This is a genomic window from Vibrio sp. 1F279 (assembly GCF_041439815.1).
Lineage (GTDB): Bacteria > Pseudomonadota > Gammaproteobacteria > Enterobacterales > Vibrionaceae > Vibrio > Vibrio tasmaniensis_A.
Window position 1 is genome coordinate 56,151 of sequence record NZ_JBGOOU010000027.1, and the last position, 26,451, is coordinate 82,601.

Below are 26,451 nucleotides of genomic sequence, written 5' to 3' on the forward strand. Positions count from 1 at the left end.
AGCAAAATGATTCTTCGCAAAGCTCGCAGGATCAACCACAAAGCTCAGCTGACAATGGGAAGTCGCAAAGTCAAAGTGGCAGCCAAGATCAAAGCAACAAACAAGATCAAAGTGAAAACCAAGATCAGAATACTGACCAAAGCCAAGCTGATGATAGCCGCTCTGATTCCAAGACGGATGAAGAAAGCGACAAGCAAGCTGTGCAACAAAACAAAGCGGATCAAGCAGATAAACAGTCACAGGACAAAGGTGACTTAGCATCTCAAACTGCCCAAGCACAAGAGGCTGCTAAGGAAGACAGTGATAACAACACTCAACCAGCTGCAGCACAAGCATCAGGTCAACCTATGTCGAGCGATCCGGATATGCGAAAGCTTGAGCAAGTAGAAAGCGCCCGTGACCCGAGCCAACTGCTTAAAGCGCAAATGATTCTACAAGCACGCCAAAAAAGTGCTCCTAACAACCAAAACAAAAAGTGGTAACCATGCGATCTTTAAACAAGCCATTTTTCTCAATACTCCTGACTTTGTTGCTGGGAGCTTTCTCTTCCTTCTCTGCATTGGCAGCAACGGCCGTAGCGAGCGTTTCACAAAACAGCGTAACTAAAGATGAAGTCTTCCTACTTAGAGTCGCAACCGATGAAAAAGTATCGTCAGGTGCTTTAGATCTAACGGCTCTCCAACAGAATTTCTACGTCGGCACCCCAAGCTTTGGGTCATCAATGCGAATCATCAATGGTAGCCGCACTGTGTCTAGCGAGTGGAATATTACCCTTGCCCCACTTCGATTAGGCCGATTAGATATTCCTAGCTTTGATATTGAAGGCGCTAAAACTAAGCCGATCACCATCAACGTTTCGGTTAATAAAGCCGCTCCAAAGCAGAGTGATATGGCCGAGTTTCAACTTAATCTGAGTAAAGACTCGCTATACCCTCAAGAGGTCGCGGAACTTGATGTAAAACTCATCATCAAAGCGGATCCAAGAAGATTACAAGATCCCCAAATCTCTCTACCAAACTCATCAAATTTGGACGTGGAACCCATCGGTGAGTCGAAACAGTTCCAAGATGTTATCAACGGACAAGAAGTCACCGTTGTTCAGCAATCTTTCCATATATCCTCACAACAAGCAGGACAATTTCAGCTTCAAGGGCCAAAGTTAACCGGTGCTGTTGTTTACTCAACCAACAACTCAAGCACAACGCGCCTTTTCCAACTCGACACGCCCGTTGAAACCTTAGATGTCACAGTGAATCCTGTACCAAAAGGCTATCAAGGTGAGTGGTTACCAACATCGAACTTCAAGTTGATTCAGAAATGGTCAGATAGCCAAGGCAACGAGCTGACAGGTAGCAATGCTTTAGGTGGCGACAAGCAGAAGATTGAAATGGAAGCCGGTGATTCGTTAACTCGTACCATCACAATGACAGCCAGCAACTTGACCCAACACCAGTTACCAAAACTGAACATCACCTACCCTAAATCGGTGCGCGTGTATGAAGAGAAACCGCAATTTGGCACAACCCAGTCTGGTGATGCTGTGGCCGTTTATAAGCAAATATTGATTCCGAAAGAGGCCGGAAATATCTCGCTTCCTGATGTGTCTCAAGCTTGGTTCAACACCGATACGCAATCGGAACAAACCACTAAAGCGCTTGGTCTTGAGTTGTCAGTTCAGGCAAGTGAACGCGCTAGCTCAAGCTCGCCAGCTCCTGCTATGGAGACACCAACTCAGCAAGCTAGCCCGACGATTGTTACCGTTGAAAACCCAGGAATGTGGCCTTATCTAACGGCGCTGTTTGCTGCTTTATGGATAATTAGCTCTGCGGTTGCTTTTTACTTCTGGTCACGCCGCGGTACAGCAGTAAAACAAAAGCAAAAAGATGAACGTCAATCCGATACGGCAGAAGCGCTTATTGCAGCTCTGAAAATGAAAGACGGTGTGAAGACGAGAACTTTGTTCGAACAGTGGAAAACAGAAAACCCAGACTTGAGTGATGAGACGTTAGAAACAATCGAAGCTGAGCTCACCAAGCTAAATCAGAGCCTCTATGCTGAAGCTGGCTCACCAAGTCAGTCATGGGATCCTTCTGAGGCAATCAAAGCGGTTAAGAAACCAAAACGCATCTCGAACAAAGCACACAAGAGCACATTAGAAAGACTTTAATTAGCCAGCGTTCTAAGTAAGCAGAAAGCTAACTAAGCAGAAAATCTAAGTAAACAAAAAAGAACGAAGCCGTGATAACCACATTGTGATCATCACGGCTTCAGTCGTTTTTGAGAACGGGAAAAACAGATACCACACTAAGTCAGTGTAGCCGCAACTTTTCTTCGCTTCATAGCCGAGACAACTCTATTTCGCCCTGAATCTTTCGCCTTATACAAAGCCTTATCAGCCTTGCCATACAACAAATCAAAATCGAACTGGCGCTGATCCGAAGTTATCGATGCATAACCCACAGATGCGGTTAAATATTGGCTAGTGCTACTTTTACAATGGAGAATTTTTGCATCTTCAATACTTTGTCGAATCGACTCTGCACGCTGCTTTGTTGTTGTGTGATTGGTACCGATCATCAACAACATAAACTCCTCACCGCCGATACGGCAGAAGGTTTCTTGATCACCGTAAACATGAGTGCTCAGTATCTTGCCAATGGCACGTAAAGCGACATCCCCCTCAGTATGGCCATAGACACTGTTGTACAAACCAAAATGGTCAAGATCGACAAGAATTAACCCAAAGGTGACCTCATTCTGCGTAGCAAATGCACCTTGTTCCTCACAATTCAGATCATCTAAAACTTGTGACAGCATACGGCGGTTACCAAGACGAGTCAGCGGGTCGAGTTTAGAAATTACATCGAGCTGTTCATTCGCATTTTCAAGCTCTTGAGTTCGCTTGCTAACCTCTTGTTCTAGGGTTTCATTGAGCTTTTTGATCTCTTCTTGCGCCATGGTTCTTTGTAAGACTTCAGCAAGGCTAGAGGCGAAGATACGTATCACTTCACGCAGTTGTGAAGTTAAAGGGCTTCGTGTTAGCAAATTATCCGCAGCGATAAACGCAATCGGAACGCCTGTATTTGTGGTGAGCATTGTCATTGCCGTCCAGCCAACCCCGACAATATTGTAATCATGATAAATAGGGACCGATTCTTCAAAAGCGACTTGGTTAGGGTAAGTACGAGCTGCAGACACAATGTCACGCTCTACCAGCTCTGATCGATAATAAGACTCATCGACAATATCGCCTTTTATATCGGTACCCCAAGTACCTTGCATGTAACTGCAATTTTTATCGGTAAGGAAAACGGCTAATCGATCAATGCCTAAATGCTGAATAGCAAAACTGACGGCGGACTTACACACAGCACTGACGCTATCGCAGCGAGACAACTCAACCATACTCGAATGCAGCATTCGGATGTTCAGTTCTTGGCGTTTACGAATGTATATCTGAGACAGCAGAGAGCCGAACGATTCAAGCATCTGCTTTTGGTAATTGGTGATTGGCGAGCGGTGAATGTAGTTGTCCATGGCAATCCAACCTACGGGTTTATCCCCTTCACGCAAAATAAGCATGCCATTCCACCCTTGCCCTACAACCTTACCTTCAGTGTAGAGTGGAGCCTGTTCAATAACGACCAAGTTAGTGTGGTTGTCAGACAATGCCTCGATATATTCCGATTCAAGCTGATGCAGGTCATATTGAGTGTGATGTTCGCTGTTGGTTTTTCCTAGTTCATCGGTGCCGTAGGTGCCACTAAAGCAACGCTTTTTCATATCAAGCAACATAAATATGGCGCGATCAAAACCAAGTCTATCGCGTACCGCCTCTACCGATGCTTTGTAGAGTGCATCCAATGATTCAGGGTTCGAGAGCTCTAACGCCACCTGATGAACCAATTTCATATTCTCGACAAACAACTCTCGAAGCTTAATTTCATCAAGATATTGCGCTTCACGTGTATCCCTATGCTTAATCTCGATAGCTGCATTTTTTTCTGCGCGAATACACTGCCAGCGAGCTGCCGCTAATTGAAGGCCATCCAGCCCTTGGTCAAAGGTTTGATTAACTTTTTCTGCGATGCAATTTTGAATAATTAAATAAGTTCTACAGGCTGGGGCGTTGTCGAGCATCATGATGAACGACTCTCCACCAAGCGCTTTACTGTGATCCCACTTGCACGTATTGAGCGACATCGGTAACACACCGTCTGCAGTGTCGAACTGTGAAACCCATGGCCAAAATGTTGAAGGGTAATGATCAAGAGAGGTTAATTCACCGTAGGAAAACAACGGTAACGAGTCGCTTTCTGGTATTGGCTCTGAAAATATTCCGATCCCTTGGGGACCAAGCATTTTAATCAGGTAGTCAAACAGAGACTCAGCCAATAAACGGTGGTCACGCGTAGCAGATATCTGTTTTGCAAAGGCTTTAACATGCACGGCGTTGATCCATTGGCTAATAAGAATAACGCAAAAATACAGAAGCCTTGATATGCAATCAATGTAACTAAAAATGAGATGTTAAGTGGGTCGCAATTTGACCTTTTGCATTATCACAAGCATGAGAAGGACTACAAAAATGGGATTTCCTGCCCAAAATTTCGTCGACATGTGATGCTTTTTAACAGCATAAAAAAGCCCCACCTAAAGTGGGGCAAAACTTCCATCGCTTATAGTTATAGTGATAATTCTGTAAATCGAATCGATTATCTAACCTGCGTTTCAGTTAGTGGTATTGACCACGTTATCGATTAAGCAATTAACCAAAGTCACCGTTTACATAACCTTTAGTGCGATCATCTTTTGGTTCGCTGAAGATAACGCTGGTTTCGTTGTGCTCTACAAGCTCCCCCATTAGGAAGAAAGCCGTGCGATCTGAAATACGGCGGGCTTGCTGCATTGAGTGCGTTACGATAACGATAGTGAAGTTCTTCTTCAGATCTTCCATCAACTCTTCTATTTTATGAGTCGCAATTGGATCAAGAGCTGAAGTAGGTTCATCCATCAAAATTACGTCAGGTTGCATTGCGATGGTGCGAGCAATACACAGGCGCTGCTGCTGACCACCAGACAAACCGAATGCGTGTGCTTTCAAACGATCTTTCACTTCATCCCAAAGCGCCGCGCCGCGAAGTGAACTTTCAACCACTTCATCAATGTGCTTTTTGTCTTTGATCCCTTGAGCACGTAGTCCGTATGCCACGTTTTCATAGATGCTCATTGGGAATGGGTTTGGCTTTTGAAAAACCATGCCGACTTTGATACGTAGATCAGCCACATCTATATTGCCGTAGATGTTGTCGCCATCCATCTCAAGAAGGCCGGTGATTTTTACACCTTCAATAAGATCGTTCATTCGGTTCAAGCAACGTAATAGCGTTGATTTACCACAACCCGACGGGCCAATCAAAGCGGTCACTTGGCGCTCTGGCACGGGTAGGTTGATTGATTTAAGCGCTTGGTTTTCGCCGTAAAAAAGGTCTAGGTCTTTAATATTAAATTTGTTCATATTCGTAATCTCGTAATTCGTCAAAGTCTGTACTTTTTTTGTTTTAGGAGCTCATTTGGCTCTAGAAAACCCTGCTTAGTAAGTTGCAGTATTAAAACGTCTTGCGATCAACTTCGTGAGTGTGTTGATCAGCAGTACAAGAACAATCAGTACTGTTGCTGTGCCGTATGCTTGATTCCATTCTTCAATCGTAAATAGCTCAGTCGTTAACTTATATAAGTGAACGGTTAATGTACGGCCAGAATCCAATAATGAATCTGGGATACGAGCAACCATACCTGCGGTCAAGAATACTGGCGCTGATTCACCAATAACACGACCAATACTCAGAATAACTGAAGTGATAATACCCGGCATTGCACTTGGTAGAATCAAACGCCAGATTGTGTAGATTTTAGAAGCACCTAAACCATACGATCCTTCGCGATAAGTTTGAGATACCGCCATCAATGCTTCTTCAGTAGTACGTATAATCACTGGAAGAATCAAGATACTCAGTGTCAACGCGCCCGATAGGATAGAGAAACCTAAACCTAAAATAGCCACGAAAAATGTCATACCAAACAAACCGAAGATGATTGACGGAATACCTGCTAATGACTCGGTACAAAATCGAATGATCTTAACTAAGCGACTGCCTACTTTTGCGTATTCAGTCAGGTAGATTGCCGTCATGATACCCAATGGCGCCGCAACCGCAATCGAAGCAATAACCATGTAGATGGTCGAGATGATCATCGGGAAAATACCGTGCTCATCGCCCGTTCGCGTGTAGTCATCCGTGATGAAATTCCAATCAACGTGCTGTAAGCCGTTTGAGAGGATGTACCACATAATCCAGAACAAGAAGCCCACCGTTAACGCGGCAGCAGCCCATATAAAACCACTCAGAACGGCGTCTTTACGTGCGCGGGCTTTCTTTAACGCGATTTTATTCATCGTCTTACCTTGCGAATTCGTAGGGTTAGCTTGAGGTGCTACGTTATTTTCTAAAGACATTATGTTACCTCGCCTTCTCACGGTTCAAGTAAAGGAGAATTGCATTCAGAGACATGATGAAAACAAGGAGAACAACACCCGTCGCATATAGCGCACTTGCGTGAATACCACTCGCGTAAGACATTTCAATCGCAATGTTGGCGGTTAGTGTACGCGCTGAATCTAAGATACCTTCAGGCATTGCAGGTGCATTACCCATCACCATAATGATTGCCATCGTTTCACCAAGAGCACGGCCAATACCCAAAATTACGCCCGTCATAATGCCTGAGCGAGCTGCCGGAACGAGCAACTTAAAGATGGTAAAGATCTTTGAAGCACCTAACGCTAAGGAACCTTCTTTGTACGTTCTTGGTACAGCACGGATTGAGGTTTCAGAAACCGTAATTACCGTCGGAAGGATCATCACACCCAGAACAATAATACCCGCCAAAATCGTGTTACCCGCAGGCACTTGAAATACGTTTTGAATCAGGGGAACGATAATAACGAGGCCGAAGAAGCCGTAAACTACCGAAGGAATACCCGCTAGCAATTCGACAGCAGGACGAATGATGTCCGCCAGACGCTTTGGCGCTATTTCAGCAATAAAGATTGCCGTTAACACACCAATCGGCACACCAACCACTACCGCACCTAATGTCGATACGACAGATGCCACAATCATGGTAGCAACACCGTAAAGTGCTGGTGGTAGCCAGTTCTGTCCTAGCACGATACCCGATAGGCCCGCTTCCTGGAACGCAGGGATACTTTCTCTAACGATGAAAAAAGCAATAACAGCAAGGGATACTATGCCGATGATTGCGCTAGTAAGAAATAAGCCGTGAAAAATACGCTCTTTCCAATCTACACGCTTCTTTTTACGTAAGCCGCGTTTCAGTTGAGTCGCTTCGCTATTCATAAGCTGTTCACTATTCGTTGCGATGGTCATAACAAGTCTCACATATCGAAATCCTTAACACGCTGTCTAAGCGTACGGATTAACTCGAAGTGGGATAGAAAAGGCTCAGCCTGAAAAGGTAGGCTGAGCAATATTTAATTAATTGAGATATAGATTAGTTAACTGAGATGTAGCCTTTGTTCTCAACAAGAGATTGAGCTTCGTCAGTTAGCATCCAATCTAGGAACTTTTGAGTTTCAGAAGAAGGCTTACCTTCTTTGTAAAGTACTAGGAAAGGACGAGCTACTTTGTAAGAACCGTTCTTAACGTTGTCTACAGATGCTTCAGTACCGTCAATTGCAAGCGCGTTTACTGAGTTATCTACTGTACCTAAAGAGATATAGCCGATTGCGTAAGGGTTAGATGCAACCATTGTTTTTAGTGCACCGTTACCGTTAGCAACTTGAGCACGTTGAGAGATTGCTGATACTTTCGTGCCAGAAATCTTCATTTTAAGAGACATGATGTCTTCGAATGCACCGCGAGTACCCGATGCTGTATCACGAGTGATTGCTACGATTGGCTTGTCTGCACCACCAACGTCTTTCCAGTTTGTTACTTCACCTTTGTAGATAGCCGTTACTTGCTCAGCCGTTAGACCGTCAAGGCCATTCTTAGGGTTAACCACGACTGCGATGCCGTCACGAGCAACCACTTCTTCAACTAGTGTTGTTTCTTTCTCGCTATCTTTAAGGTTACGAGAAGACATACCTAAATCTGCACTGCCGTTCTTCGCCGCTTTAACACCAGCAGACGAACCTGGGCCTTGTACTTCGATAAATACGTTTGAATTCGTTTTCATGTATGTTTCAGAGAAAACTTCCATCAGTGGCGTCACGCTGCTTGAACCAACTGCTGAAATAGTTTCTTTAGCTGAAGCTGGAGTCACTGTTAGTGCACCTAAAAGAGCGATTGCACCGATAACTGTCTTTTTCATCACAAATTTCCTTAAGTGGCGTTATTGCCGTTGTGTTTAACTTGAACGGTGCCCACTTTAGAATCTGAATGTGACAGTTGTGTTTCGTTAAATTGAAGCCTATATGACAGCTGACATTTATTTTCGTCTTTTTTCGTGTCAAATAACCTTGAAGCAATAAGTTTAAATAACTCATAAACGTTAAACACTTATTTCAATCTATTTAACCCAAATCGTTCAACATTCCACCAATACCGAATATTACCAATTACCACACACCAAACCATAACGGGAAAACCATAGAGAAATAAAGAAAAACGCTCATTTTGCACAATAAATAACCGTAATTTATCAATTACCTATCGCATATATCTAAATTGAATGTATTACTGATTGAATTGTCATTCTCAGTAGTTAGAATCACGGGATAATTATAATAAAAGCAATTGCATCGGCTCATTTACTTATTTATAGAGGGACAATACATGCGCCAACTTCTCAGTGGCTTATCAATTAAAATACAAATTCTTATTCCAGTACTCTTTTCCGTCGTATTACTTTTGACGGGTGTCATCATCGGTGGTGACAAGCTGGAAAACGCATTTAAAGATGTATCAACAGCAACAGATCAACTCATTCTACATAAAGAAGAACTCAGCGAAATCGTCGACAATAGTTACGGCATGCGCATCAAAGCAATCTATAGCTTGTTCAACCCTGATGATGTAAACACACTCGTTGAAACGCTTAATCAAAAACGCGATCAAAACTCACGCCTACTGAGCTCATTAGACACAGTGCCAGGTATGCAAGATGAAGTCGCAGCAATGAGCAAAGCGATGGACCATTACGTTAACTTTTCACGCAATACCATGCTTCCCCTGTTAAAAGCAAAACACGGTAATTCAGTGCTAACTTCTGACTTTGATACTCGTTACCAAACGGCAATTGACCAATACCGCCATGCAGGTAACGAAATGGTAAAAGCAATCGACAGTCTTTCTAAAAAGCTAAACTTGCTTGCTACTCAACAAGTCCATACCAATGGTCAGCAACACACTAGCACCCTAAATACTGCGACTATTGGGCTTTTAGTGATTCTTTCTATTGCTCTTGTTATTAGCTGGACACTGGCTGGCATCATTGTTAAACCAATCAACAATATTCAGGCAACCATGCGCGAAGTAGCAAAAGGTAACCTGCTAGTAAAAGCCGAAGAACATGGAGACAATGAGATCTCACGTCTTGCGCAAGACGTAAACAAATCCGTTGAGCAATTGCGTGACACGGTAAGTTCACTGTCTCGAATCAGCATCGAAGTTGCGTCAGCATCGACTGAACTAGCTGCTGTAATGACACAATCAAGTGCGAACTCAGACCAAGAGAAGCAAGAAGTGGAACAAGTTGCTTCTGCCGTGAATCAACTTGAGAGCACAGCAGCAAACGTCAACGAAAATGCAGTACAAGCCGACTCTGCATCTAAGCAAGCTGACGAAATGGCGACACACAGCATGAGCTTGTTTAATGAAAGTAACCAAGCAAACGAGCAAATGGCGATTCAGCTTAGCGAAGCTGCGAACGTTGTTGGCACGCTAAAAGAGCACTCAGAGAAGATTGGTAATGTCATTGAGGTTATTCAAAGCATCTCAGAGCAGACTAACCTTCTTGCGCTTAACGCTGCCATTGAAGCCGCTCGTGCAGGTGAAAGCGGACGTGGTTTTGCGGTTGTAGCTGATGAAGTGAGAATGCTGGCAGCACGTACACAAGATTCGACCAAAGAAATCCAAACCATCATTGAAGGCTTGCAGGTTCAATCTGGAAACGCGAATGAGAGTATGAGCAGTTCGCTGTCTATGTTGGAACATAACCAGACTCTTTCGGGTGAGGTAAGCTCTGCACTTTCAGGCATTGCGAACTCAGTAACGGATATCACGGAAATCAACACTCAGGTCGCCGCTGCAGCAGAAGAGCAAAGCCAAGTGACTTCAGACATTAACCGTAATATCTCAAATATCTACAGCTTAGTAAGCCAAAATGTAACAGGCATTACCCAAGCTGCAGCAGCAAGCCACGAGTTATCAAACCTCGCTGAACAACAAAAGCAGCAGTTGGGCTTCTTTAAGGTTTAAGGGGTAAGGGCGAATAAGCTTTAAGGTTCAAGCTGCAAGGGCTTATGGTATAGGCTCTAGGATACAAAATTTAAGCCTTAAACTGTAAGCACTTACTTACCATGTATAGATTGCAGTAACCGATCTTCATTATTAAGCCAACTATTGAGTCATCAATAGTTGGCTTTTTTAATTGCTGGAGATTACTGATCGCTCTCAGCGGCTCTGATTCTTTCAATCGCTTCCACTCTTCGAAGTTGTTCTGGCTGAAAATGCGTAGTCCGAAGTTGTGCGATAGTCTCTTGTTGCTCAATTTCTGAGAGTGCTGAGTCATTCAAAATGTCGTTTCGTTCAACAAAGTAAATTTCTAAAGCTCCATCAAAGTCCGCCCTTTGTTGATCAAGCGCTTCGAGCCTCTGCGTCGCTTCTTCGCCAACCAGTTCGTTTCTCTTCAAGTACCGGCCTTGTTCATCTAAGCCCTTAGAGCTGGATAGTTGCTGCAATAACACCTGATTTTGATGACTGGCTTGAACGTAATCTGGCTGTTCAGATAGATAAGACTCAAGCCTTTGCTGATATTCTGACTCGTCTAGCCCTTCTTGTTTCAGAAGTAACTTTTCTAAGGCGATTTCCCTCATTCTGTTGTCATGGGTAAACAAAATACTTATCTCGCTCTCACTGAAAAAATGTGCTTGAAGATCGAGGAGAGCTTGATTCAGTGCGCGTAGATCCTCTGCAGATATTGAGGTGGTATCAAATTGGACATCTAATGATGTCAGTGCTGACTTGTACTCAAGATATTTAGCGAACAAAGCTTCATCGACCACCGTGGCTTGTGATTGCTCATGGTGTTTTGCCACGTTGTCACGAATATCTTCGAGGGTTAATTCTGTATTGCCTGACACGAAATATTCCATCATGTCTTTAGCTGACGCACTATCGATTTCGGTATCTTGTTGAGAGCTAACCTTCAATGAAGAAGCGCTTTGTTCGCTGTTATTATATGAACTTGTATCTTCCTTCTTTAGATATAAAAAGACCGCCGCTGTACTCATCAAGGCTATCGTGGTTATCGACAAAATGGCGATCTTTTTCATCATACTTTCCTTATTCTCTTAATGAACGGTTAGTGCTACCTAAAGGCCAGCCAACTTCAATCGATTGGCATGCTGACGATATAAGGTCACTGGATCGGTCTCAAAAAGATGGTGGATCCCCAATAGTCCATTGATCTCGTCTAGGTGATTCATTTTGTAGTCATCACCAATCACTTTGCCCAAATGCGCGCTACATGCTCCCACTAACCCGTCATTAGGTTCATTAAAAGCTAAACCAAGGATTGTCATCGCTCCGTCGGTAGGATCAAGAAGGTTGGTAAAAGTGGAAGAGCCTGTCCATGAATAGTAATAGACACCGTTGTTTGCTTGCCATTCACCATCACCACACTCAGACGTTGGCACGCCTTCAGGGTAAAACTGATTGAATGCAAGCGAACCTTCAGTGGTCAACGCTTCAAGAGACGCAAGCCCATCTTGATCTAGATCCGTTCCACCAGATAACAGGTTGATAAGCGCCGTCAATCCACCAGCCAATTTAACCGCGATACCTTCTGAAACTGACCCTTCAGATACCGTCCCGCGAACAAGGTCTGCCACTTTAGATCCTTTATGAACACCACCAATGCTCGTCACCGAAGCAACAAGATCAGGTCGAACCGATGCGACATAGCGCGCAGTAGGACCACCGTGACTATGACCAACTAGATTCACTTTACTTGCGCCTGTCGCGGCTAACAGCGTCTCGACTTGAGCGAGTAACTGTTCACCACGAACTTCGGAACTGTTGGTAGCAGAAACCTGAGCAACGTATACGCTCGCACCATCTTTAGTTAGAGACTCCGGTACGCCATAGAAGTAATCCACGCCTGCTAATGTATCGAAACCAAACAAACCGTGTACCAGCATAATAGGGTATTTCGTTGCAGTGTATCCGCTAGTTTCTAATGCTGATGCGCTTGTTCCGGCATAGACGCCAAAACTGGATAGGCAGGCTATCGTCCAAATTAATATCTTTTTCAATGCTCTTTCCTTAAACAGATTAGACCTCTGATGAGTAAAGAAACCGTAGATGATGATTTTATAAAACAAAAAGTGAAAACTTGATATTTGTGATATTGAGCTTGAATTAAACAATTGTGATGAACATTAGAATTGCAACTTCGCTTGACATTACCAACGGGTAAGCTATTGATTAAATTATAATTTACCTCCCACCCTTCTGATCACGTTTTCATTTAAGCATTCAATAGACAAATCATCCCGTGCCGGTCAATGACGACGTGTTGCCTGCGATAGTTCGTTAAAATCAAATGTTAGATATTAGCCATTTCACTTCGAAACCATTGTTTTTCAATCAAAAAGTGGTTGAAACTTTGACACTGATGCCAGTTATAAGCCGCTAACAAACTGAATGTATTGACGAGAGCTATTGATCTTGGATATAGGTCATACCAGTTATTTGCAATTTAGTTATTAAAACAGTCACAAGCAACAACGTTTTGTTTGGCTCACTAAATATAAAAGAGAATACAGTGATGAAAAATACGGCTTTTATACTCGCGTTAACCCTGCCTTTTGGCGCTTATGCTGCTGAAGATTCAATACCGACACCTGAATCCATTACATCCGCACAAGTATTTAGTACACAAGGTTCAGAAACCTATTCTTATGTTCGATGCTGGTATCGAACCGATGCCTCACATGACTCTCCAGCTACCGACTGGAAATGGGCAAAAAAGGAAAATGGTGATTACTACACGATCAATGGATACTGGTGGTCTTCTGTATCCTTCAAGAACATGTTCTACAGTGACGCTCCTCAATCTGAAATCAAGCAGCGTTGTGAACAGACGCTCGACATCCAACATGACGCCGCAGACATCACTTACTTTGCAGCAGACAATCGCTTCTCTTATAACCACTCGATTTGGACAAATGACAACGTTGTCCAAGCGAACACCATCAACCGTATCGTCACCTTCGGTGATAGTCTTTCTGACACCGGTAACCTATTTAACGGTTCTCAATGGGTTTTCCCGAACGCAAACTCATGGTTTTTAGGGCACTTTTCAAACGGTTTAGTCTGGACAGAGTATTTAGCCAAGGCGAAAGATGTGCCTCTTTATAACTGGGCAGTAGGTGGGGCTGCTGGCACCAATCAATACGTCGCATTAACCGGAGTATATGACCAAGTCACCTCTTACTTAACCTATATGAAAATCGCCAAAAACTACCGCCCAGAAAACTCGTTGTTTACTTTAGAGTTTGGCCTCAATGACTTTATGAACTACAACCGAGAAGTGGCCGATGTAAAAGCCGATTTCAGCAGCGCTTTGATCCGCTTAACGGAATCTGGTGCAAACAATATCCTGCTGTTCACCTTGCCTGATGCAACCAAAGCACCTCAATTCAAATACTCAACTGAACAAGAGATCATTAAAGTTCGTGGCAAGATTTTAGAGTTCAATCAATTCATCAAGACGCAGGCCAAGTATTACCAAAGCATGGGTAAAAACGTGGTGTTGTTCGATGCAAGCGCGTTGTTCGCCAGCATTACCGATAATCCAGAGCAACATGGCTTTCGAAACGCGAGTGATGCCTGCCTAAATATCAATAGAAGCTCAGCAGCCGACTACCTAAAAAGTCACAGCTTAACCAATGATTGCGCAGCGCACGGATCAGACAGCTATGTCTTCTGGGGAGTAACACACCCAACGACCGCCACCCACAAATACATTGCCGACCATATCTTAGCGTATTCATTCTCAACCTTTGATTTCTAAAGCCTTTCGAATGACTCTGTAACCTGAGACAACACCTTTCAGGAGTAGAAACCAGATACAAAAAAACCGCCCTTCATAGGCGGTTTTTATTTACGCTAGCTTGTATAAAGATCTGTTTTTATAAACATCATCTTTTAGCTTACACGAGTTGATTACTCGTCGTCAGTTTTTGGTGCAACTTTCTTCTTAGGGATAAATACTGTATCACCCACTGCCACATTCTTGTGGAAGCTCTTATCGCGCTTAACCGGTTTCTTCGGCGTCTTCTTAACTTGAGTGTTGGTCTTCTTCTTCGCAGGTCCGCCTTTAGCAAAAGCAGGTTTACGAGGCTTAATGCCTTTGAATTTACCTTTCAAGCCTTCAAGCACAGAGAAAGTAAGATCTTGTTGAAGGTAAAGCTCAACACGCTTAAAGCTGTCCCAGTCTTTTGGACCAACCAAAGAGATTGCATCACCTTTGTTACCGGCACGACCAGTACGACCAACGCGGTGCACGTACTCTTCTGTATGCTTAGGCATGTCAAAGTTAATAACATGGCTTACGTTTGGAATATCGATACCACGTGAAGCAACGTCTGTTGTTACCAAGATCTTGTAAACCGCACGCTCGAACTGGCTCATGATTGCATTACGTTGCGTTTGGTTTAGGTTACCGCTCAATGCCACCGCTTTAAGCTTCTTCTCGTTTAACTTCTCGGTTAGACGATCAGTATCAGCACGAGTTGCCGTGAAGATCATCACCTGACGGTATTCAGCTTCTTCAATAACACGATCCAGAATTGCTTCTTTATGATCTAGATGGTCACACAGGTAAAACTTCTGAGTGATATCAAGGTGCTGTTCGTTAGAAACACCCACTGAGATGCGTTTAGGCGAATCTAGCATTTCATTTGCAATGTCGTTCACTTCCGCGTGATCAAGTGTCGCAGAGAACATCAACGTTTGACGGCGACGGTGTTTAGCTGCGTTCGCGATACGACGCAATTCAGGTGCGAAACCTAAATCTAGCATACGGTCAGCTTCATCAAGGATCAGCGTTTCAACACCATCTAAAAACAGTGAGCGGTGCTCAAGGTGATCCGCAAGGCGGCCTGGAGTCGCAACAATAAAGCGAGGGTACTTACGCAGAGCCTTAACTTGGTCGTTAAAGTTTTCACCACCCAAAATAAGTGTCGCTTCGTAAGACAGACCACCAAGCATGCTACGCAGCTCGCCATAAACTTGTTTTGCTAGCTCACGAGTAGGAGCCAAAATTACACCACGAGGATCTTTAGCAGAAAACGCTTTTGTTTTTAATGCCTTATGTATCATTGGCAACACAAACGCCAATGTTTTTCCTGATCCCGTTTTTGATGAAGCCAATAGATCCTTACCAGCAATAGCAACAGGGATCGCTTTTGATTGGATCTCTGTCGCTTTCTTGAAGTCGTAATGTTTTAAGTTCTTCAGTAAGCGGTTATCTAAGCCTAAATCTTTAAAGTGCAAAGGACTCTCCAGTCATGATGGTATTGAATAAAATTAATTTAACGTGACATGATACCGCGAAAGTACTTTATAAGGATAGAGATCACAGAAAATTTATCCCTTTATCTCTCGTTTGCTAGAACATTGTATGCATTGCTCGCAAAGAAATAACTCTCCAAAACACATCAAAACCGGCTCTCACCCCTCCATCTCATAAACGAGACATAACGTGACGCTCAGCTAATTACCTCAAAAATTTAGTAATTTCTCTAGTTATTGTTTTTGCAGTTAAAAAATTAGTCGCTACAATCATTAATGAAGCGACTATATGATAAAGAATGTATAGCGCATCTTTTGATGATAAATAAGCAAGGAGTTCTTATGAATAAGACGTTAATCGCAGCTGCAGCCTCAGTTTTCATTTTAGCTGGTTGTTCTTCTGAGCCAGAAGAAGCTGCAATGTCACAAATGGATCAATTGACTAACCAAGTTGCTGAGCTAACCAGTGAAGTTGAAGCACTTAAAGGCGATAAAGCGGCAGCTGAAATGAAAGCTCAAGAAGCAGCTGCAGCCGCTATGGCAGCAAAAGAAGAAGCGGATCGTGCTAACGACCGTATCGACAACATCGCAGAGTCTTACACTAAATAGTTTGAGAGCTCAGTGCGATTAAGCTGTAGATTAAATCAGTCGCAAAATGCAGTAAATAGACAGCACCACCTCTTAACGGATGTGGTGCTTTTTTTGGGCGTTACTAATTCGAATAAAAGGCATTAATTCGAGTAGAAGGTATCAATTCAAGTAGACAAAAATAAACGCCCCTTGTTACAGAAGAGGCAATCAAATTAGAACTCAATCACAGGTGGTGCTATCTCAACAGGCACGCCATTTTGAGCAAATATCACCGCTTTCGCTTTTGAATTTGGTAGATCTGCATCTTCAAGCCACCATTTTAATTCAACGGGGATTTGCAATAATTTCTTAGAGCCGTCGCTTCGCGTCAATGGTTCGTGAGCTTCAACAAACACGCTCCTATCTGGCTCTAAAGACACTTTGATAGGCTCATCGATTATTGTGACTTGCTCACCACGACTAACCTGTTCAAAAAGCCACTCAATATCTTTAGGTTCCATACGGATACAGCCGGAGCTGACTCGCAAGCCTATCCCAAAGTCTTTATTGGTGCCGTGTATCAGATAATCACCTGCACCATAAGCAAGTCGTAATGCATACTCGCCCAGAGGGTTTTCCGGCCCAGCAGGAACCACTTTTGGTAGCTCAATCCCTTTCTCTAGATACTCTTTACGAATTGAGTTTGGAGGCGTCCAAGTCGGATTGGGTCTTTTTTGGCTTATCTTAGTGATCATCTCTGGGGTATCTCGCCCCACTCGACCGATGCCAACAGGAAATACGTGCACCTGATTTTTCTCAGGTTCAAAGAAGTACAACCTTAACTCGGCAAGGTTAATCACAATGCCTTTTCTCGGCGTATCCGGCAGAATCAAACGGCTAGGGATACTTAACACATAACCTTCAGCAGGAAGAAAAGGATCAACGCCTTTGTTTGCCGCCATTAAAGAGAGAAAACCAATATCGTATTGCTTAGCAATGATAGCCAACGTTTCGCCAGCAGCCACTTCGTGTTGTTGTATTCTGCCGACGATACGGCTTTCAGCCGGAGGCAGTACAAAGGTCGCCGCAGACACACACGACGAAGCCATCGCTGCCACAAGCATGGTGACCCTCACTAGAGGTAAAGCTACCTTACGTATCTGTGTTCTCATTGAGTGCAAAGGCGTCGAGTTAGCGCAGTACGACATACAATTCCTTGGTTGGTCTTTCTATCAAAGTTTAGATTATCGCTGATCAAACGTCGCGACAACGTATTGTTGCTCCAAGCTGATATGCAACAGGCCTTTATTTGTCGTTTTTCTTCTGGACATAGCGTAATTTAACCACACAAAATCGATTGCCTCTAAACTTTCAACATATTTGGTTATCTATATGAATAATACTTTAAAGGTAGAGCAAATTTGTGACAAACATCTCACGGAGCCTCGCTTTAACTCGCTAATATTGCCTCAACAAAACGAATTCAATTCAACAGCATCGGTAATTAATAAAACCCTGTTCCTATAATTACCGTTAAAACTTTGGAGAACGACCATGGCTACACCTCATATTAATGCTCAAGCTGGTGATTTCGCAGAAACTGTACTTATGCCAGGCGACCCGCTTCGCGCAAAATACATTGCAGAAACATTCCTTGATGACGTGAAGCAAGTTTGTGACGTTCGCAACATGTTTGGTTACACAGGCACTTACAAAGGTAAGAAAGTTTCTGTAATGGGCCACGGTATGGGTATTCCATCGTGCTGCATCTATGTACATGAGCTAATTGCTGAGTACGGCGTAAAGAACGTTATTCGCGTAGGTAGCTGTGGTGCGGTACGTGATGACGTTAAACTAATGGACGTTGTTATCGGTATGGGTGCATCGACTGACTCAAAAGTAAACCGCATTCGTTTCAACAACCATGACTTCGCGGCAATCGCTGATTTCGGTCTTCTAGAAGAAGCCGTAAACCAAGCACGTGCACAAGAAGTTCCAGTTAAAGTTGGTAACGTATTCTCTGCAGACCTTTTCTACACTCCAGAAGCTGACCTTTTCGAAAAAATGGAAAAGCTAGGCATCCTTGGTGTTGATATGGAAGCCGCTGGTATCTACGGTGTTGCTGCGGATCTTGGTGCTAAAGCTCTAACTATCCTAACAGTATCTGACCACATCATCCGTGGTGAGAAACTAAGCTCTGAAGATCGTCAAAAATCTTTCAATGACATGATGAAAGTTGCTCTAGAGACTGCAATCAACATCTAACGAATTGATAAGATACATTGAAAAGCGTTACCCCGCAGCCAAGCTCACTTGGCTGCTCAAATAATCCCGAGGGGGAGATCGTGTCTAACGACAAGCTGCCAAAAGATGCGGATGGTTTGCAACTCAACTTTTGTAAAACATTGGCGTGTGACAACTTTGGCTTGAGCGATGCAAAACGGTATGTTTTGCAACACGCAAACCCTAAGCGTCCAGCGATGGTTTGTCGTGAATGTGGAGCTTTCCCCCCCTTACTTAACAATCGTGAAGTGTTAAGCGAACTTCATCGCCTAAGACAACTTCACAGCGACGGGCTCCCTGCTTGTCGTAATGATGATTGCGATAACTTTGGCTTATCGGTTCATACCCACAAACATCTTTATCATGCCTTCGGCTACAGTGGCGATAGGCAGCGTTACAGATGCAAAGACTGCCAATCAACCTTCGTTGATAAGTGGTCAGGATCCAACAAAAAACTTCAGTTTCAAGAGAACCTCATGGGCTTATTGTTCATGGGGTATTCAGTACGTGAAATTTGTAGAAAGTTAGAGATCAATCCAAAGACTTTCTATGATCATGTTGACCATATCGCCAGTCGCTGTCGTCGCAAGTTAGCGATGATCGACGCTCGTTGGGTCAACCATGCTAAAGATTACGAATTCGCTTCTCACTACCAACGCCTGCAACCGAAAAGCAACAATGGTGTGGTATGGATAGCGACTGGCGAGGCACACTCTGGCTACATCCTTTGCCAACACGTAAATTACTCTCAAAATGAAGAACCATCTGGAAGTGCTGATCACAACCCTTATGATGACGTTGCACGCTTTGTGTCTAAAGAGCACTCTTCAGAAGCGAATCTCGAACTTCCTCAGCCGTCTGACAAACTGAAAGAGCGCATTGAGCAGCAATATCAAGTAATTCTTGCGAGAGGCAATGTAGAGGACCCAATGGGTAACCTTACGACATTCAGTTACCCTTCGAAAGGCGCGCTAATTCGACCGCCTTATACTTCCTATGCTCACTTCCTACACGTGCTTGATATGTGTGATGAGAATAAGCATGTCACGATCTATATGCCACAAGATCCATTACTAAGATCTGCCGCTCTAAGCGTTTGCTTGCCGCGTATTCAGAGTCAAAATGTTGACCTTATGTATGTAGAGGAAGACTCAGGTTGGCAAGATGACCAAAATTTTGAAAAGATCGACATCGTTCATATGAGTTGGTGGCGCGATCGTTGGGCTATCGCGAGTCAAGGTGACAGTCAAAAAGGTATCTGCTACCTAACGGGTAATAATCCAGAACCAAAACAGTGGCTTAATACAGCTTCAATTCAGCAAACAAAGTTCTATCAACAACGTTTTCAGTTGTTATTTGATAGCTTCATCAATGAGCCAAGACGTAAACTTCGTCCTGGGGGCATTCTTCCATTACTCGACATATTTAGATCTTGGCACAATCTGTGCTACCAAGATAAGCAAGGGTTGACGGCAGCACAACGCTTAGGTGTGACAGAGCAGCCATTAACTCTTAAGCAATTGCTTTCATAGAATTTACCATCTAGACAAGCGCTCTAGAACTCATTGATTTCAAAGCAAAAGCATGAGATAACACCCAAAATTGGAAAAGATACGTGTCCCCTTTATGCTCAGCGAGAGATAATTGATGCTTATCATCAATCACACTCCTATAATGATTGTGTTATCAATATGTTCGATAATTATGGATCTAAGCCTTGGACAAAAATCAGTACCTTCTTGAAACCGAACTAGAACAACTCAAAACTCGCGTTGATTCTGAGCCATTGGTGATCCTAGAGATTGCACAACAATGCCTAGTCAGATCAGAGCAAGTTCTGTTTGAAGAGGGCGCTATCCAGTCATTCATGTTAATGGCGAGATGTTGTTGGAACCTTATGGATTACCAGAAAGGTTTAAAATACATCAAGGAAGCCTACAAACGCCAAAGCCGATTAGATACCGATCATTTTCTCCCTGAAATTCTCCACTTACACGCTCTCCAATTCTGGGGACAAGCCAAGTATTACTCCGCCCAACAGTTCTGGATCAATGCATTAGAACAATCTGCACTGGTTGATGAAGTGGAGATTCAAATTGAATGCCTCATTGGCCTTGGCAACATTTGGCGAATGACTCACGAATATAAACTTGCACGCTCTACCCACCAGCTCGCTGTAAAAGTAGCGAATAACAGCCGCATTGGTTGGTTAGAAGGCAAAGCAAGAATACTTCTCGCATGGGATTACTACCTGCTCAACAACTATGTTGAAATGCTATCGGTGCTCGACGGTGCAGAAGAAGCATTAAAAGAATATAAAGATAATACTTGGCACGCTGAAGTATGGGATTTTCGAGGCCTTGCCCTACTTGGCCTTGAACGTTTGGATGATGCAGAACGAGCCACAGCCAAAGCGCACAAGCTAGCAGTAGAGCACAACCTTGTATGGATGAAAGCGCATTCCTACATCAGTCGAGCTAGACTGGAGCTCTTAAGAAAGAGGCCAGAACAAGCCGCCGAGTTGCTAAGGCTGGCAGAAGAATCAGCAAACGAATTCGATAATGGCGAACTGCTTAGCCAAATTTGTTATCAACAGTCTTTAGTCGCAGAAGAAAATCAAGATTTTGAAGCCGCATTGATCGCTTTTAAGAAGTATCGTCAATATTCTACCGGCATGCTTAAAGAACAAACAAATCGTGTCGGTTTAGACAAAGCGCGCAGTTCAAAACGCCAGCTTGAACAGAGAGCTCGTAAGCTAATTAACCGCATTCGAGGTCAACACGAACACGACCCGGAAAAGCACCTCTCTTATGTCGTTTCCGAAACCTTCTGGTGGGAAAAACTGGTACTATTTAAGACGGAGCTTAAACGCTCTAATCACTGCATCATCATGTTCCATCACATCGATACCGATTACTTAGATGTCTGTACCGAGATAGCACATACCTTGTGTAATCAGAACGACTTCATTGCAAGACTAAGTTCGGAACGTGTGGCTCTGATGCTTTCCGAAAAAGACGAAGCTGCAGACCAGATCTTTAAAACTCTGACCACCATGCTAGATATCTATCCATGGCACAGAAAAGGATTAAAAGGTTCGAGACCGACCGTCAGCCTCAACGATATTTTGACGTTCCCGTTCACTCTTGAACAACTAGAAGAAGACGATGCTGAGGTAACAGAATGATGGAAACCCTATTAAGCAAGATTACAGATGCAGGTCTAGATCCTTCATCGGTATCGGGTGAAGAGGCGATCATATTCTGGAATCATATTCGCCAACACGTTTCGACGACACAAACAGAACAAGCACACTGTTACATCATCAGCTCTGAGTACCGCGCCGAGTTACAACAAAATCAAACCAGTATTGATGAATTAAAACTGGCACTCGACCTACTCCACCTTCCTACAGATATAGAAGATATTCTTACTGTAAAGACCAGCTTAAGTAATCGCTTGGTTGAAATTGGTGATTACACGTCGGCACTGAATGAATTCGTCAGCTCATCGACAATCGCCGTTGAGCACGGACATATCGATGAATATGTAATGGCTATCTTAGGTATGGGGAACCTGTGTGACGCTTACGGAGACCACAGCAGAGCTCTTCGCTACTACCAAAAAATCAATAGCATAGATCACGCGATAAGCAGTCGATCACTTCGTCTGAAATTCAAGCTTTATATGGTAGCAAGTCTGCTACTGCTCAACCGAATAACGGCGGCCAGCGACTTACTGAACGAATGCGAAGAACTGAGCATTTTAGTGAGTGATAAGCTACTCACAGCTCAGATACTGTTGTATCAAGCAAAAGTGCTCCGTGCTAAGAAAAAGCACCATGAAGCGCTTCGTTGTCTGTCAAAAATTCAATATCCAGCCAACAGTACTCAAGCAAGTTGGCTCGCGACCATGACTCGTCTAGAGTTAGCACATTGCTTGAGTGCGACCGGAAAGCAAGACTATGCAAGTATGATCTTGTCGAGCACCCACAAACGTGTGAAGCCCGGCTCGTCACCTGTGCTTGCGAAGCGCTTCTATGATTCTCTAAGTGATGTGTGTTTGAATCAAGGTCGTTTTGAAGAAGCGCTGAGCTACGAGAAGAAAGGCTACCGAATTGAAACGGATCTGATGAAGCAGATCCCGATCAGCGAACTCGGTGCAAGCCAACTGCGCCGTCTATCTCGGTTTGAATTACAACTTAAACTCATTCTCTCCGAACAAGAGAACAAAGAGCTTAAAGAGACAACAGAGCAACATAAAAATACAGTTGCTCAGCTACAACAAGATGTTTTCACCGATCCACTGACCGGGTTACACAACCGTCGCTGGTTAGATGTGAAACTGAAAGATCTACTGCTACACGAAACGCCTTTCGCATTAATGGTTATCGATATCGACCACTTTAAGTCAATCAATGATGAACTGAGCCACTTAGTGGGTGATAAAGCGATCGTCAGCGTTTCTCAAGAACTGCGTTCATACTTTAAGTTTAGAGGCGCGTCATGTGTCAGGTTTGGCGGAGAAGAGTTCCTCGTCATCCTTGAGAATACTGACCTTGCGAAAGCAGAAATGCACTCTGAAAATTATCGAGAGCGTATCTTCCAATTTGGGTGGCATGAAATACTCGGCGAGCGCGGTTTAACCGTTAGTATCGGTATCACTTTGCATCGCGATGGAGAAAATACTCAGCGTACCTTCTATCGTGCAGACAAAGCCCTATACCGAGCTAAAGCCAACGGCCGTAATCAAGTGTGTACAGAGTAGTAACACGTCTGTCTGTGGGTCTTTAGGTCTGTAGCTCTGTAGCTAAGCCCGCCTCTTATTGATAAAAGAACAAAGAAATTCCACCTAATGCGGCAAGTGTCCCGATGATACTTTGCTTTGACACCTTCTCTCCTCTAATCGCATAAATCACCAAAATAAAGACCGGGCTGGTCGCTATTAATGTTTGAGCAATCGCAGGGTTAGCATTTTTCAACGCCACTTGCTGAAGCCATAGAGCGAGAAACGTCCCGACAAAGATTGCCCCTAATAACCAAAGTTTATCGAGCTTGGTCATTGCCCATAAATCTCTTTTTATCGACGAGTACGGCTTCTTTTCAACGAAAGGGATAATCAGCATTACGGCAAACACGCCAATCGTCAGGCGAATCAAAGCACCTAACAATGGTGGAATGTCACCCGCCACCAATGCGTAGTGGGAAATCACCACACCCGACGCCTGACAAACACTTGCCATAAGCCCATATCCAATGCCACCCCACTGTGCTTTGTCATTAGAAATATCATTACCGTTCGCTGATTTCGACGGCTGAAAGACCACAAAGGTCACCGCTAAGGTTGTTATCACAACACCGAGCCAACTTTGCAAAGTGAGTGCCGCGCCAAGAAACATTAATGCCAAAACACCAGAAAGAGGTGGAGCCAGAGATTCCAGCAACAAGGTCTTATTGGCACCAATTCTTTTTAATGCCGCAAAATAAGCACTGTCACCAACTGCGATACCAATGACTCCCGAGATCGCCAAGATCCCAAAATGGTTAGCACTCAGTTCGAATTCAGGCATTGGTATTAACGGCATGACCAACAGCATCATGCCAGAGGCTACAACCCCCTTAACAATGTTCAACTGCATCGCAGAGAAGCGATGCCCAAACTGCCCATAAATCCATGTCGCACACGCCCACACCATCGCAGCGCCAATGGCCGCTAATTCACCTATATACATCCGTATTTATCCTTTATTTATTGTTGTTATGGCTATGATTATGGCTATGATTATGGCTATGCGCATCGTTTGAATCAGAACTGTCATCTTGTCAGCAAGAAATCCGAAATAACCTATTCAAGTTCAATTGGATTTTATAAGATCCATCAATGATTTTATTCTCATTATTAGCAGCAACATATTATTTTCAGATTGGTAAATCATTTTTATAACAATTACTTGGATGATAGCGTAGTATATTTGTAACTAACATCTAACATTACAAGGATCTGTTATGTTTTTAGACTACTTTGCACTCGGTCTACTGATTTTCGTAGCATTAGTTATCTTTTACGGCATCATCGTTATTCACGATATTCCTTATGAAATTGCGAAAGAACGTAATCACCCTCATCAAGATGCTATTCATGTCTCAGGCTGGGTTAGCCTATTCACTTTACACACTATTTGGCCGTTCCTTTGGATTTGGGCTACGTTGTGGCGCAAAGATCGTGGCTGGGGCTTCGCTAAGCTTGAAGAAGAACAACATGATATTCATCACCGAGTCGACACTCTCATCGACCAAGTGAGTGCACTTCAGAACGAAATCGCACAGCTAAAGCAAGCGGGCACTGAGCAAAACAGCACAGAGAAACAGACAAACAACGTTCAAGATCAGGAGGCTAAGTAATGGATTTACTGCTGATAATGACCTACGCGGCGCTTTGTATTACGATTTTCAAAGTATTCAAAATCCCACTAAACAAATGGACTGTCCCCACTGCCGTACTGGGTGGTGTTGTCCTCATCGGTACTTTGATTCTATTGATGAACTACAACCACCCTTTCACACAAATCGGTAATCAAGTTTACTCAACGACACCGATTGTTTCAGGGGTTCGAGGCAAAGTCATCGAGGTTCCGGTTGAAGCAAATAAGCCTCTCAAGCAAGGGGATATCCTTTTCAAAATAGACCCGATTCCTTTTGAAGCTGAAGTTGCTAAGCTGCAAGCCAAAGTAAAAGAAGCGAGTCAAGGAGCCTTAGGTCTAGAGTCGCAAGTTGGAGAAGCTGAAGCTGCCAAAATAAAAGCCATTGCAGAAAGAGACAAAGCACAACGTGAATTCTCTCGATACAAGCGAGGCTTCGAAAGTGGCGCATTTACAGAGCAACAACTCGATACTCGTCGACAGGCATACAAAGCCGCAGAAGCTGCAGTGAAAGTAGCCGAAGCAAACCAACAACAAGCTCAGATCGCACTTAACTCTGAGATTGGCGGTGAGAATACAGCGGTTGCAGGCTTACTTGCTGATTTACGTAAAGCTGAATTCAATCTTGACCAAACGGTAGTAAGAGCACCAACCGATGGCTACGTAACTCAACTCGCTCTTCGTCCTGGTGTAATGGCTGTACCACTACCATTAGCGCCGGTGATGACCTTTGTTCACACTGAGGCGCAATTCTATACCGCAGCCTTTAGACAAAACTCACTACAACGCCTGCAACCTGGCTACGAAGCTGAGTTTCTATTTAGAGCACTACCAGGAAAAGTATTTAAAGGACGCATTGATGAAGTCATCCCAGCCATTGGTGAAAGCCAATTTCAAGCTCGAGGCACACTTCTAGGTACTGACGCACTGCGTACTAGCGGCCGTGTATTTGTTAAGCTGACCATCACTGATGATCTGTCTGAGTACCATTTGCCTATGGGTACTGCCGTGGAAGTGGCCGTTTATTCTGACAGCTTCACTCACGTATCTATCATGCGTAAAGTGCTTATTCGCATGAAGAGTTGGCAAAACTATCTATATCTAGACCACTAACCGTATCTAGACCACTAAACGGTCGTAGATATACGACACCCCCGCTTAACACATTGTTAATATGAATCAAAAAGCCAGACTCGTTCTGGCTTTTTTGTTGCTTGATTAACCGTAAAATTGCGTTTTTTACATGATATTAATGCGTCTAGATGGAATTTTAGACATCTAGACACTTACCTTCCCTTAGTATCCGCCCCATGAACCCACGGGGCGACTTGTCAGTGTTTGAAGTTCCAAGGT

At 43.7% G+C, this 26,451-nt stretch carries 20 protein-coding genes and 1 pseudogene; 11 read left to right on the plus strand and 10 right to left on the minus strand.

From position 1 onward, the window contains the following. Both ACED60_RS18145 and ACED60_RS18150 read left to right on the plus strand, forming a co-directional pair. A pseudogene (locus ACED60_RS18145) lies at positions 1–482 on the plus strand (hypothetical protein); the annotation flags it as partial. A gap of 2 nt (positions 483–484) precedes the next feature. Beyond that, positions 485–2,167, plus strand: a complete 1,683-nt coding sequence (locus ACED60_RS18150) for a BatD family protein (protein ID WP_371728137.1) — start codon at positions 485–487, stop codon at positions 2,165–2,167. A gap of 137 nt (positions 2,168–2,304) precedes the next feature. On the opposite strand, the gene ACED60_RS18155 is transcribed toward ACED60_RS18150, so the two are convergent. The 5 genes from ACED60_RS18155 to ACED60_RS18175 form a co-directional block, all read right to left on the minus strand. Continuing rightward, complete coding sequence (locus tag ACED60_RS18155) at positions 2,305–4,449, minus strand: GGDEF domain-containing protein (RefSeq protein ID WP_371728138.1); 2,145 nt, start codon at positions 4,447–4,449, stop codon at positions 2,305–2,307. Positions 4,450–4,768: 319 nt separating this feature from the next. Beyond that, a complete protein-coding gene (gene pstB, locus ACED60_RS18160; RefSeq protein ID WP_009845819.1) occupies positions 4,769–5,518 on the minus strand; it encodes a phosphate ABC transporter ATP-binding protein PstB in 750 nt (249 codons plus the stop codon). A 75-nt stretch (positions 5,519–5,593) separates the two neighbouring features. Continuing rightward, the gene (pstA, locus tag ACED60_RS18165) at positions 5,594–6,457 is read right to left on the minus strand and encodes a phosphate ABC transporter permease PstA (protein WP_012600195.1); all 864 of its coding nucleotides are present in this window, start codon (positions 6,455–6,457) and stop codon (positions 5,594–5,596) included. Positions 6,458–6,521: 64 nt separating this feature from the next. Further along, positions 6,522–7,451: a phosphate ABC transporter permease subunit PstC gene (gene pstC / locus ACED60_RS18170; RefSeq protein ID WP_009845821.1), complete on the minus strand. Its 930-nt coding sequence runs from the start codon at positions 7,449–7,451 to the stop codon at positions 6,522–6,524. Between the two features lie 124 nt (positions 7,452–7,575). Next, the gene (locus ACED60_RS18175; protein WP_009845822.1) at positions 7,576–8,397 is read right to left on the minus strand and encodes a phosphate ABC transporter substrate-binding protein; all 822 of its coding nucleotides are present in this window, start codon (positions 8,395–8,397) and stop codon (positions 7,576–7,578) included. A 464-nt stretch (positions 8,398–8,861) separates the two neighbouring features. On the opposite strand from ACED60_RS18175, the gene ACED60_RS18180 reads away from it, so the two are divergent. Next, positions 8,862–10,505: a methyl-accepting chemotaxis protein gene (locus tag ACED60_RS18180; protein ID WP_009845824.1), complete on the plus strand. Its 1,644-nt coding sequence runs from the start codon at positions 8,862–8,864 to the stop codon at positions 10,503–10,505. A 182-nt stretch (positions 10,506–10,687) separates the two neighbouring features. On the opposite strand, the gene ACED60_RS18185 is transcribed toward ACED60_RS18180, so the two are convergent. Further along, a complete protein-coding gene (locus ACED60_RS18185; RefSeq protein ID WP_371728140.1) occupies positions 10,688–11,581 on the minus strand; it encodes a lipase secretion chaperone in 894 nt (297 codons plus the stop codon). A gap of 39 nt (positions 11,582–11,620) precedes the next feature. Then, entirely contained in the window at positions 11,621–12,562 is a 942-nt protein-coding gene (locus tag ACED60_RS18190) for a triacylglycerol lipase (protein WP_012600192.1), read from the minus strand. A 515-nt stretch (positions 12,563–13,077) separates the two neighbouring features. On the opposite strand from ACED60_RS18190, the gene ACED60_RS18195 reads away from it, so the two are divergent. Continuing rightward, entirely contained in the window at positions 13,078–14,325 is a 1,248-nt protein-coding gene (locus tag ACED60_RS18195; RefSeq protein ID WP_029223712.1) for an SGNH/GDSL hydrolase family protein, read from the plus strand. A gap of 152 nt (positions 14,326–14,477) precedes the next feature. Here the strand turns inward: ACED60_RS18195 and ACED60_RS18200 are convergent, their stop codons facing one another. After that, complete coding sequence (locus tag ACED60_RS18200) at positions 14,478–15,809, minus strand: DEAD/DEAH box helicase (protein ID WP_135382371.1); 1,332 nt, start codon at positions 15,807–15,809, stop codon at positions 14,478–14,480. A 360-nt stretch (positions 15,810–16,169) separates the two neighbouring features. Here ACED60_RS18200 and ACED60_RS18205 point away from each other — a divergent pair, with 360 nt between their 5' ends. Beyond that, on the plus strand, positions 16,170–16,436 hold the full coding sequence (locus ACED60_RS18205; protein ID WP_009845829.1) for an Lpp/OprI family alanine-zipper lipoprotein: 267 nt from the start codon (positions 16,170–16,172) through the stop codon (positions 16,434–16,436). Positions 16,437–16,630: 194 nt separating this feature from the next. Here ACED60_RS18205 and ACED60_RS18210 read toward each other — a convergent pair whose 3' ends face one another. After that, positions 16,631–17,605, minus strand: coding sequence for a L,D-transpeptidase family protein (locus tag ACED60_RS18210; RefSeq protein WP_032555087.1), 975 nt, complete (start codon positions 17,603–17,605; stop codon positions 16,631–16,633). A gap of 346 nt (positions 17,606–17,951) precedes the next feature. Between ACED60_RS18210 and deoD the strand changes: the two genes are divergently transcribed. From deoD to ACED60_RS18230, 4 genes are all read left to right on the plus strand, one after another. After that, positions 17,952–18,662 carry a purine-nucleoside phosphorylase gene (deoD, locus tag ACED60_RS18215; protein ID WP_004732072.1) on the plus strand — a complete coding sequence of 237 codons (711 nt, stop codon included), beginning with the start codon at positions 17,952–17,954 and terminating at the stop codon, positions 18,660–18,662. 80 nt (positions 18,663–18,742) lie between these two features. Further along, a complete protein-coding gene (locus ACED60_RS18220) occupies positions 18,743–20,212 on the plus strand; it encodes a transposase (RefSeq protein ID WP_009845831.1) in 1,470 nt (489 codons plus the stop codon). A gap of 185 nt (positions 20,213–20,397) precedes the next feature. Then, positions 20,398–21,867, plus strand: a complete 1,470-nt coding sequence (locus tag ACED60_RS18225; protein WP_009845832.1) for a hypothetical protein — start codon at positions 20,398–20,400, stop codon at positions 21,865–21,867. Then, positions 21,867–23,447: a GGDEF domain-containing protein gene (locus ACED60_RS18230; RefSeq protein ID WP_029225485.1), complete on the plus strand. Its 1,581-nt coding sequence runs from the start codon at positions 21,867–21,869 to the stop codon at positions 23,445–23,447. Before ACED60_RS18225 ends, ACED60_RS18230 begins: the two co-directional genes overlap by 1 nt. A gap of 55 nt (positions 23,448–23,502) precedes the next feature. Here ACED60_RS18230 and ACED60_RS18235 read toward each other — a convergent pair whose 3' ends face one another. Further along, the gene (locus ACED60_RS18235) at positions 23,503–24,411 is read right to left on the minus strand and encodes a DMT family transporter (protein WP_029223175.1); all 909 of its coding nucleotides are present in this window, start codon (positions 24,409–24,411) and stop codon (positions 23,503–23,505) included. A 274-nt stretch (positions 24,412–24,685) separates the two neighbouring features. Between ACED60_RS18235 and ACED60_RS18240 the strand changes: the two genes are divergently transcribed. Together ACED60_RS18240 and ACED60_RS18245 are read left to right on the plus strand one after the other, a co-directional pair. Next, positions 24,686–25,081, plus strand: a complete 396-nt coding sequence (locus ACED60_RS18240) for a DUF3302 domain-containing protein (RefSeq protein ID WP_009845835.1) — start codon at positions 24,686–24,688, stop codon at positions 25,079–25,081. Continuing rightward, positions 25,081–26,211, plus strand: a complete 1,131-nt coding sequence (locus ACED60_RS18245; protein WP_017096246.1) for an HlyD family secretion protein — start codon at positions 25,081–25,083, stop codon at positions 26,209–26,211. Before ACED60_RS18240 ends, ACED60_RS18245 begins: the two co-directional genes overlap by 1 nt. Positions 26,212–26,451 lie beyond the last annotated feature (240 nt).